Below are 9,853 nucleotides of genomic sequence, written 5' to 3' on the forward strand. Positions count from 1 at the left end.
CCCCCGCCCTCGGCCCCGCCCCGGCCCGCGAGTCCGGGGGGATCTCGCCGCTCGGGCTCTTCACCGTGCTGCTGGGCGCGGCCCTCCCGCTCATCGACTTCTTCATCGTCAACGTGGCGCTGCCCGCCATCGACGCCGACCTCGCCGCCGGCCCGGCCATGCTGGAGCTGGTCGTCGGCGGCTACGGCGTCGCCTACTCGGTGCTGCTGGTGCTGGGCGGCCGCCTCGGCGACATGGCCGGCCGCCGCCGGCTGTTCCTCATCGGCATGGCCGCCTTCGGCGTCACCTCCCTCGCCTGCGGCCTGGCGCCCACCGCCTGGACGCTGGTCGGCGCGCGGGTGGCCCAGGGCGCCGCAGCCGCGCTGATGCTGCCGCAGGTGCTCGCCACCATCCAGGCCACCACGCAGGGCCCGCGCCGGGCCCGGGCGATGAGCCTGTACGGGGCCACCGCCGGACTGTCGATGGTCGCCGGGCAGATCCTCGGCGGGGTCCTGGTCGCCGCCGACGTGGCCGGCTCCGGATGGCGCTCGGTGTTCCTGGTCAACGTGCCCGTGGTGCTCGTCGGGCTGGTGCTGGCCGTCCGGGCCGTCCCGGAGACCCGCTCCGACCGCCCGGCGTCGGTGGACGTGCCCGGAACGCTGCTGCTGGGCCTGACGCTCGTGACCGTACTGCTCCCGCTCACGGAGGGCCGCGCCGCCGGATGGCCGCTGTGGACCTGGGTGTCGCTGGGCGTCTCCCCGCTCGCCGCCGTCTCCTTCTACCTGACGGAGCGCCGCGCCGACCGGCTCGGGCGGACCCCGCTGGTGCCGCCGAGCCTGCTGAACCTGGTGTCGCTGCGGCGGGGGCTGGTGATGCTGCTGCCGTTCTCGATCGGCTTCAGCGGGTTCATGTTCGCCTTCGCCGTCGCGCTCCAGCAGGGCCTGCGCCTGGGCCCGGTGGCGGCCGGGCTCGCCCTGGTGCCGCTGGCCCTGGGCTTCTTCGCCGCCTCGCTCTCCGGCCCCCGGCTGGTCGGGCGCTTCGGCAGCCGCGTCGTCACCGCCGGCGGGCTCGTCCAGGCCGTGGGCATCGGCCTGCTGCTGCTGACCGTGTGGCGCGGCTGGCCGGACCTGGGGATCGCGGCCCTCGCCCCGGGGATGGCCGTGGCCGGCGTGGGGCAGGGCCTCCAGCTGCCGGTGCTGATGCGGCTGATGCTCTCCGACGTGCCGGCGGACCGGGCCGGGGTGGGCAGCGGGGTCATGGTCACCACGCAGCAGTCCTCGCTCGCCCTGGGCGTGGCGACCGTCGGCAGCCTCTTCCTCGCGCTGGACGCCTCGGTCGGCATGCGGGACGCCCTCGCCGTGACCCTGGCGGTCCAGCTCGGGCTGATCGTCCTGACGGTCCTCCTCAGCCGCCGCCTCCCGCGCGCCATGGGCTGACCACCGCTCCCGGTCGCCGAGGTCACCCGCCCCCGGCCCACCCGCCCCCCAGCGAGCCCAGCCACTCCTCGGCCGCCGCCGCGCTGAACTCCGCCTGGCCGCCCGCGAAGAGCAGCCCCGCACCCGCGAAGGCCGGGTCGCCGGCACTCCGCGCCACATAGGGGACCGCCAGGCAGTGCATCCCGGCGGCACGGGCCGCGAGGGCCCCCGGGGCGGCGTCCTCGACCACCGCGCAGGAGGCCGGGGCGGCGCCCAGCCGGCGGGCCGCCTCCAGGAACACGTCCGGGGCGGGCTTGCCCCGTTCGACCTCCTCGGCGGAGACCGCCGTGGTCAGCAGGGCGGACAGGCCCGTGCCCTCCAGAACGGCCTCGATCGCCTCCCGGGAGGAGCCGGAGGCCACCGCCATCGGGACGCCCCGCGCGTGCAGCCGTTCGACCAGCCCCCGCATCTCGGGGAAGGCCTCCGTGCGGGTACGGGCCAGCTCCAGATAGGCCGCGTTCTGCTCCGCCAGCAACTGCTCCACCGGGGCCCGGAGTCCGTACCGCTCCTTGAGGAGCTCCAGCGTCTCCAGGGTCCCGATGCCGATGAAGCGTGCGTGCTGCTCCCACGTGAAGTCGGGGACTCCGTGGCGCTCCAGGGTGCGGCGCCCGGACTCGTAGTAGTTCGGCTCGCTGTCCACGAGGGTGCCGTCCAGATCGAATATGACGGAGATCATCCGTTGTGCCCGTCCTGCCGGTCGTATGGCTTCGCGTCCCATCCTGTCAGGGTTTGCGCGCCGCCCGTCCCACGGCTTCGACCAGCGGCAGCAGCCGGTGGGCGACCCGCTCCCGCAGCGCCACCTCCGTCCGGGTGCGGACCACCCCCGGAAGCCGGATCAGCCGCTGGATCACGTCCTCCAGATGGGCGTTGTCCCGGGCGGCCACCCGCGTCAGCAGGTCCCCGCCGCCGGTGATCGAGAAGGCCTCGATGATCTCCGGTACGGCGGCCAGGGCGTCGCCCACGTCGTCCAGGTGCCCCTGGGTCACCTCGATGTGCACGAAGGCCAGCACCGGGTGCCCGAGCGCGGCGGGGGAGAGCACGGGGCCGCTGCCGGTGATCACCCCGGTCCGCTCCAACCGGTCCAGCCGGGCCTGGAGGGTTCCGCGCGCCACGCCGAGGATCCGGGCGTACTCGCGGACACTGGTGCGCGGCTGCTCGATCAGCAGACGCAGGATCCGGGTGTCGAGCTCGTCCACCGCCATGCCAGGACTGTACCAATGGTCCGTAAAGCCCGGATCGGCCGGAATTCCGACGGGGGAGACCAGCACCTTGAACACCGCCGTCGTCCTGTACACCAGTGACCTGCGCCTGCACGACCACCCGCCGCTGCGCGCCGCCCTGGCCTCCTGCGACCGGGTGGTCCCGCTCTTCGTCCGCGACCGGGCCGTCGAACGCGCGGGCTTCGCCGTCCCCAACCGGCTGGCCTTCCTCGCCGACTGCCTCGCCGACCTCGACGCCGGCCTGCGGACCCGCGGCGGCCGCCTCGTCCTGCGTTCGGGGGAGGTGGTGGAGGAGGTCTGCGCCCTCGTCCGGGAGGCCGGCGCCGGCGAGGTGCACCTCGCCGCCGGGGTCAGCGGCTACGCCCAGGCCCGCGAACGGCGCCTGCGCGAGGCCCTCCGGGCCCAGGGGTGCGCCCTGTACACCCACGAGGCGGTGATCACGGCGGTGGCCCCCGGCGCCGTCCTCCCCAGCGGCAGGGGATCCGACCACTTCGCCGTCTTCACCCCCTACCTGCGCCGCTGGAGCGAACTGCCGCCCCGCCGGGCGGCCGCCGCGCCCCGCACCGTACGCGTCCCCGAGGACATCGGATCCGAGGAACCGCCCCGCCGCTCCGCGGTCACCGGGACCTCCCCGGGCCTGGCGCGCGGCGGCGAGTGCGAGGCCCGCCGGCTGCTGACCCGCTGGCTGAGCTCGGGCCTCGCCCGGTACGAGGACACCCACGACGACCTCGCGGCCGACGCCACCTCCCGGCTCTCCCCGCACCTGCACTTCGGCACCCTCTCGCCCGTCGAGGCAGCCCAGCGCGCCCGCGCGGCCGGCGGTCCCGGCGCCGAGGCCTTCGTCCGGCAGCTGTGCTGGCGCGACTTCCACCACCAGGTCCTCGCCGCCCGCCCCGAGGCCGCCACCCGGGACTACCGCGCCCGCGACGACCGCTGGCGCACCGGCCGCGACGCCGAGGAGGAGGTCCAGGCCTGGAAGGACGGCCGCACCGGCTACCCGGTGGTCGACGCGGCCATGCGCCAGCTGCGCCACGAGGGCTGGATGCACAACCGCGGCCGGCTGCTGGCGGCCGGCTTCCTCGCCAAGACCCTCTACGCGGACTGGCGCACCGGAGCCCGGCACTTCCTCGACCTCCTCGTGGACGGAGACGTGGCCAACAACCAGCTCAACTGGCAGTGGGTGGCCGGCACCGGCACCGACACCCGCCCCAACCGGGTCCTCAACCCCGTCCGCCAGGGCCTGCGCCACGACCCCGACGGCCGCTACGTCCACCGCTGGGTCCCCGAACTCGCCGCCCTGCCCGCGCCCCGCGTCCACGAACCCTGGAAGCTGCCCGCAGAGGAGCGGGCCCGCTACGACTACCCCGAGCCGCTGGTCGACCTCACCGAGGCCCAGGCCCGCTTCCGCGAGGGACGGAGGGGCGCCTCCTGACGCGGCCGCACCCGCCGCCCCGTCAGACGCAGTGCAGGGCCGGCTGCCTCAGGTACACCAGGGCCACCGCCAGTACCACCAAGGCGGCCGGCAGCAGCAGCCAGTTCACCGGGCAGCCGGCCCGCACCAGCAGCCCCCCGGTCAGCCCGCCCGTGAACATCGCGGCCACCGCCCACGCCCGCCGGCCCCACGCCCCCGTCCCGTAACCGAAGGCGGTGTCGTGCCCCAGCGCCGATCCGCCGAGGAGGGCGGTCATGGACCGGGTGACCAGGGTCGTCGGCACCCCGGGCAGGTTGACCCGCATGCTCGTCACATTGCGGAAGCCCATCGCCACCGCCAGGGCGGACGCGGTCAGCAGGTGCCGGACGGCCGGGGACCCGTAGCGGGGCGCCAGGCCCCAGCCGATCGCCGCGGCGACGGTGATCAGCGCCGCCTCGACGGACAGCCCGAGCACGAACCAGTGCCGCCCCCGGGCCTCGGCCGCCCCCTCCAGCCGCGCCGCGCAGACGGCCCCGACGGCGAACGACAGCAGGGACACCCCGGCCGCCAGCGCGGGCAGGTGCCCCTGATGAGCCAGCCCGAAGGACAGGAACAGCACGTTGCCGGTCTGCATGGCGGTGAACACCGGCCCCAGCGCCAGCAGGCTGACCGCCTCGATCAGCCCGGTCACCCAGGTCAGCACCAGCAGCAGGACGGTCAGCCGCCTGCACACACTCACGTCCATCACCTCCGACAGTGACACGCCCGCCCGGCTCCACCGGCCCGACATGCCGGGCGCGAGCGGCGCCCCGTAGGGTCCGGGACATGAGTGATCTTCTGCTGGTGAGGCACGGGGAGACGGCGTGGAGCGCCAACGGGCGCCACACCGGGCTCACCGACGTCCCGCTGACCGCGCGCGGGGCCGACGAGGCCCTCTCGCTGGCCCCCTACTTCCGCGACCGGCACCCCGCCCTGGTCCTGACCAGCCCCCTGAGCCGGGCCGTGGCCACGGCCGAACTGGCCGGACTGACCGACGGCGTCCCCGACCCCGACCTCCACGAGTGGGACTACGGCGGCTACGAGGGCATCACCACCGCCGAGATCCAGCGGACCCACCCCGACTGGTCGCTGTGGACCGACGGAGTCCCGCCCGGCGACGCCCGCCACCCCGGTGAGAGCGCCGCCCAGGTCGGCGCCCGCGCCGACCGGGTCCTGGCCCGGGCCGCGGAGGTGCTGCGCGCCGGCAAGGGCGACGTGGTCCTCGTCGCCCACGGCCACTTCCTGCGCGTCCTGACCGCCCGCTACCTCGGCCTGCCCCCGGAGGCCGGCCGGCTCTTCCTGCTGCGCACCGGCACCGTCAGCGAACTCTCCACGGAACACGGCCTCCCGGTGATCGCGGGCTGGAACACCCGCCCCTGACCCGGTCCGCGCGGCGCGGGCCGCCGCCACCCGGACGACCCGCGCCGCTCGCGCACCCCCGCCCCGCGCGTGACGATGCGTACATGGACCAGGGCGACCGCGGCCGGCCGGAGGACACCGTCCCCGGTGCCGCCTCCGACGAGGACACCCTCCAGGCCAACGCGATCGGCTTCCTCGACGCCCTCGTCATCGGCCTGAACTCGACCTCGCCCGCCTACTCCCTGGCCGCCGTCATCGGCCCGATCGTCGCCATCGCCGGGATCTACGCCCCGGGCGTGATGCTCGCCTCGTTCGTGCCGATGCTGCTCATCGCCGCCGCCTTCTACTACCTCAACAAGGTCGACCAGGACTGCGGCACCACCTTCTCCTGGGTGACCCGTGCCATGGGCCCCTGGGCGGGCTGGCTCGGCGGCTGGGCCATCACCATGACCGGCGTCCTCGTCATCGGCTCCCTCGCCGACGTCGCCGTCCACTTCGGGCTGCTGGCCTTCGGCCTCGACGGCCTGGCCGCCAACACCGTCGTCCGCCAGACCCTCGCCGTCGTGCTGATCCTCGCGATGACCGCGATCTGCGTCATCGGCACCGAACTGTCGGCGCACTTCCAGGACGTCCTCATCCTCGCCCAGGTCCTCTTCCTCCTGGTCTTCGCCGTCGTCGCCATCTACCGGGTCTACGCCGGCACCAGCACCCTCGACGCCCTCCACCCCTCCGTCAGCTGGCTCAACCCCTTCGGCGCCGGCGGCAGCGCGCTCACCGGCGGCCTGCTGCTCGGCGTGTTCATCTACTGGGGCTGGGAGTCCGCCGTCAACCTCACCGAAGAGGTCGAGGACTCCGCCACGGCGCCCGGCAAGGCCGGCATCTGGTCCACCCTGATCCTGCTCGTCACCTACCTGTCCGTCGGCTTCGCCATCGTCGCCTACGCCGGGACGAAGTTCCTGGCCGAGAACGCCGACGAGGAGGAGGAGATCTTCGCCGTCCTCGCCCACGAGGTGATGGGCGGCTGGGACTGGATGGTCCTCCTCGCCGTCTGCACCTCCGCCCTCGCCTCCACCCAGACGACGATCATCCCGGCCTCCCGCACCGCCCTGTCCATGGCCCGCCGCCACGCCCTGCCCCCGCACCTCGCGCACATCCACCACCGCTTCCACACCCCCGACGTCAGCACCTGGTGGGTGGCCGCCATCGCCATCGCCTGGTACCTCGCCGTCAACCAGATCAGCGAGAACGCCCTGCTCGACTCCCTCACCGCGCTCTCGCTGCTCATCGCCTTCTACTACGCGCTCACCGGCGTGGCCTGCGCCGTCTACTACCGCCGCCACCTGCTGGAGAACGCGCACAACTTCCTCCTCATCGGCGTCGGCCCGCTCGTCGGCGCCGGACTCCTGGCCTGGCTGCTCGTGGAGTCTGTCGAGGACATGTCCAACCCGCGGAACTCGGCCGGCGGGGTCTCCTGGTTCGGCCTCGGCCCGCCCCTGGTCATCGGCATCGGCATCGCGGCCGCCGGCGTCCTCCTCATGTGCTTCTGGCGGATCCGCGACGGCAGGTTCTGGCAGGAGCGCCGGGGCGTGGTCGACCCGGCCCTGGTCCACGGCAGGAAGAGCTGAGGAGGCCCGGATGTCCGTAGTCCTCGGGTACGACGAGTCCCCCGGCGCCGAGCGCGCCCTGCGCGTCGCCCTGGAGGTGGCCACCGCCTTCGGAGAGCCCCTGGTCCTCGTCTACGGGGCCGCCGCCCCCGGCTCCGCCGGTGAGGAGTACCGCGCCCACCGGGAGGCCGTCCTCCAGGCGGGCCGCAGCGCGCTCGCCCGGGCCGTCGAGGCCGCCGACGAGGCCGGGGTCCCCTCGACCGTCGAGGTCATGGACGACAAACCGGCCCAGGCCCTGCTCACCGCGGCCCAACACCACCACGCCCGGGTCATCATCGTCGGCACCTGGGGCGACAGCCCGATCCGCGGCGCCCTCCTCGGCTCGACCCCGCACAAGCTCCTGCACCTCTCCCCGGTCCCGGTGCTGTGCGTCCCCACCGAGCCCGAGCCCTAGCCTTCAGGCGAAGACCCCCTCGAGGTACTCGGCCAGCCCCTCGGCGGCCGGCGGGCACAGCCGCGCCCCCAGGTAGCCGTCCGGGCGCACCACGAAGGCCGTCGGCGCCCGCACCCCGTAGCGCAGGGCGAACTCCCCGCGCGCGTCGCGGTACACCGGCATCGGCGTGGCCCCGGCGTACGCGGTCCCGCCCTCGGTGAGGACCGCGTACGCCGTGAGCCGCCCCGCCGGCAACCCGCCCGTCAGTGCGGCGAGTCGGGGGACGTACGAGTCCCACGCGCCGTCGGTGTACACCAGCAGCACGTGCTCGCGGCCCCTCAGCAGGTCGTGGAGCCGCAGCGGATAGGCGGGTACCTCCCCGGCCAGGCCGCCGCAGTCGGGGGCCCGCTCCCCGGGCCCCGGCCCGGAGCCGTCGGCCTCCCCCGGGGAGGGCCGTACGACCACCGGGCTGTCGGGGTAGCCCACCAGCAGCTGGGCCTCGCGCAGCACCGCCGCGGTCCCCTGGTCCGCCGCCCCGGCGGTCCGGCGGGCGTGGCGCACGGTCCGGCCGCCAGCAGCCCCGGAGCGGCGGAGCCGCCGACGGCGAGCGCGAGCTTCCAGGCCAGGTTCCAGGCGTCCTGGATGCCGGTGTTCATCCCCTGCGCCCCGGTCGGGGGATGGATGTGCGCCGCGTCCCCGGCGACGAAGACCCGGCCCTCGGAGTACCGGTCCACGAGCCGGTGGCTGATCCGGAACACCGAGGACCAGCGCATCGCCGAGGCGGTCACCGGCCGCGGCGCCATCCGGTCCAGCACCCTCTGGATGTCCGCGAGGGCCGGGGCCCGGGAGCCCTCCAGCCCGTGCGCCACCCCGTCCCCGGCCGCCGGCGCGGCGGACACGGAGAGCTCCGGCGGCACCAGCATGGACATCCGGTACCGGCCCGGCCCGGGCAGCGGGATGCAGACCAGGATGTCGTCGGTCCTCCCCTCGGCGTCGTGGTGCACGGCCCGGAGCGTGTACCCGTAGGGCAGGTCCCAGTCGGTCTCCACGTCGGCCAGCATGTACTCCTCGGGGAAGGCCCCGCCCTCGAAGGTCAGCCCCAGCCCCTTGCGGACGGTGCTGTGCGCCCCGTCGCACCCCACCAGGTAGCGGGTCCGCAGCTCCTCCTCGCCGGCCCGTCCCGTCAACAGGACGCCGACCCCGTCGTCGTCCTGCGCGAACGACACCAGCTCGGTGTCCCGCTCGATCGAGGTGCCGAACCGCGCCAGGAAGGCCTCCAGGATCCGCTCCGTCTCGTACTGCGGCAGCGCGGCGAACCCGTACGGCACCTCGGGCGGCAGCGCCAGCCGCAGCGGCTCCCGCTCCTCGCCGTCGACGTAGACGAGCTGCCCGCGCAGCGGGACCGCCGCGTCCAGGGCGTCCGCGACCAGCCCCATCCGGTCCCACAGCTCCAGCGTGCGCGGCTGGATCCCCACCGCCTTGGCGTACGGCAGCCGGGCCGGCAGCCGGTCCACGATCCGGCAGGACACCCCGCGCCTGCGCAGCTCCACCGCCGCCGTCAGACCCACCGGGCCGGCGCCCACGACGAGCACGTCCACCGCTCCGCCGTTCATGCGTCCATCGTGTCCACCGGCCCCGACACCCCGCCACCGGGCCGTTCCCCACCCCTTCGCGCACCGCCGATCCGTTGGCCCGCCCATGGCCGGAAATGTACGGCCGCAGCGGTGCCAATGGCCCAGCCCGAGGAGCCCGCCTTGAGCCAATGCCCCTGCGGATGCTTATCTGTGTCGTATCCATGTACTTTCGGCGCCGCGCAGCGCCGGCCGGCAACGACGCCGGACCGGAGCGCGGCGCCTTCGCCGTGCCCGTACGCCGCCCACCACCCCCGGGCGGACACCGGCCCGGCGCGCAGCACTCCGAGGGGGGCGGCACACCGCCATGAAGAGGATGTTCACGGCTCCGGATCCGGGGCGCGCCAGGCTCAGGAACTCCGCGCGCGCGGTCATCGGCACCGGGCTCGCCGTCGCCGTGGCCGAACTGGCGGGGCTCTCGCTCACCGCGTCCATCACCGGCGGGCTCGCGGCCCTGCTCGCACTGTTCACCGTCCTCGACGCGGACGTCCGCGCCCAGCGGGTGACCACCGCCCTGCTGCCCGTCGCCGGCTTCCCGGTGCTGGCCCTGGCCACCTCCCTGCACGGCATGCCGCCCGTGCGCGACGCGGCCTGGCTCGCCGTCGTCTTCGCCGGGGTCTACGCCCGCCGCTGGGGGCCGCGCGGGCACGCCCTCGGCATCTTCGCCTTCATGATGTTCTTCGTCACCCAGTTCCTGCACGC

The 9,853-nt window shown here is 74.9% G+C and carries 8 protein-coding genes and 2 pseudogenes; 6 read left to right on the forward strand and 4 right to left on the reverse strand.

The genetic code is table 11. The features are described from left to right. Positions 1-1,415 (forward strand): MFS transporter (locus VR44_RS26425; protein ID WP_045950109.1); only part of this gene is annotated, 1,415 nt, incomplete at its 5' end. Between the two features lie 22 nt (positions 1,416-1,437). Here VR44_RS26425 and VR44_RS26430 read toward each other — a convergent pair. Together VR44_RS26430 and VR44_RS26435 are read right to left on the reverse strand one after the other, a co-directional pair. Then, positions 1,438-2,130, reverse strand: coding sequence for an HAD family hydrolase (locus VR44_RS26430; RefSeq protein ID WP_045950110.1), 693 nt, complete (start codon positions 2,128-2,130; stop codon positions 1,438-1,440). A 46-nt stretch (positions 2,131-2,176) separates the two neighbouring features. Next, positions 2,177-2,656 (reverse strand): Lrp/AsnC family transcriptional regulator, encoded by a 480-nt coding sequence (locus VR44_RS26435; RefSeq protein ID WP_045950111.1) that lies wholly within the window; start codon positions 2,654-2,656, stop codon positions 2,177-2,179. Positions 2,657-2,723: 67 nt separating this feature from the next. Here VR44_RS26435 and VR44_RS26440 point away from each other — a divergent pair, with 67 nt between their 5' ends. Continuing rightward, a complete protein-coding gene (locus VR44_RS26440; protein ID WP_045950112.1) occupies positions 2,724-4,106 on the forward strand; it encodes a cryptochrome/photolyase family protein in 1,383 nt (460 codons plus the stop codon). A gap of 22 nt (positions 4,107-4,128) precedes the next feature. Here the strand turns inward: VR44_RS26440 and VR44_RS26445 are convergent, their stop codons facing one another. Further along, positions 4,129-4,824: a YoaK family protein gene (locus VR44_RS26445; RefSeq protein ID WP_245692242.1), complete on the reverse strand. Its 696-nt coding sequence runs from the start codon at positions 4,822-4,824 to the stop codon at positions 4,129-4,131. Positions 4,825-4,910: 86 nt separating this feature from the next. Here VR44_RS26445 and VR44_RS26450 point away from each other — a divergent pair, with 86 nt between their 5' ends. From VR44_RS26450 to VR44_RS26460, 3 genes are all read left to right on the forward strand, one after another. After that, positions 4,911-5,504, forward strand: coding sequence for a histidine phosphatase family protein (locus VR44_RS26450; RefSeq protein WP_045950113.1), 594 nt, complete (start codon positions 4,911-4,913; stop codon positions 5,502-5,504). A gap of 83 nt (positions 5,505-5,587) precedes the next feature. After that, a complete protein-coding gene (locus VR44_RS26455) occupies positions 5,588-7,108 on the forward strand; it encodes an APC family permease (protein WP_094191928.1) in 1,521 nt (506 codons plus the stop codon). Between the two features lie 10 nt (positions 7,109-7,118). Next, positions 7,119-7,541: a universal stress protein gene (locus VR44_RS26460; protein WP_045950114.1), complete on the forward strand. Its 423-nt coding sequence runs from the start codon at positions 7,119-7,121 to the stop codon at positions 7,539-7,541. 3 nt (positions 7,542-7,544) lie between these two features. On the opposite strand, the pseudogene VR44_RS48550 reads toward VR44_RS26460, so the two are convergent. Further along, positions 7,545-9,133: pseudogene (locus VR44_RS48550) on the reverse strand (FAD-dependent monooxygenase). 325 nt (positions 9,134-9,458) lie between these two features. Here VR44_RS48550 and VR44_RS26470 point away from each other — a divergent pair. Beyond that, a pseudogene (locus VR44_RS26470) lies at positions 9,459-9,853 on the forward strand (FUSC family protein); the annotation flags it as partial.

Source organism: Streptomyces katrae, from assembly GCF_000966975.1.
In the GTDB taxonomy this organism is placed as follows: domain Bacteria; phylum Actinomycetota; class Actinomycetes; order Streptomycetales; family Streptomycetaceae; genus Streptomyces; species Streptomyces katrae.

Excerpts from the sequence above, each read along its gene's own strand:
- VR44_RS26430 (WP_045950110.1), bottom strand. The coding sequence starts at position 2,130 with ATGATCTCCGTCATATTCGATCTGGACGGCACCCTCGTGGACAGCGAG.
- VR44_RS26435 (WP_045950111.1), bottom strand. The coding sequence starts at position 2,656 with ATGGCGGTGGACGAGCTCGACACCCGGATCCTGCGTCTGCTGATCGAG.
- VR44_RS26450 (WP_045950113.1), top strand. The coding sequence starts at position 4,911 with ATGAGTGATCTTCTGCTGGTGAGGCACGGGGAGACGGCGTGGAGCGCC.
- VR44_RS26455 (WP_094191928.1), top strand. The coding sequence starts at position 5,588 with ATGGACCAGGGCGACCGCGGCCGGCCGGAGGACACCGTCCCCGGTGCC.
- VR44_RS26460 (WP_045950114.1), top strand. The coding sequence starts at position 7,119 with ATGTCCGTAGTCCTCGGGTACGACGAGTCCCCCGGCGCCGAGCGCGCC.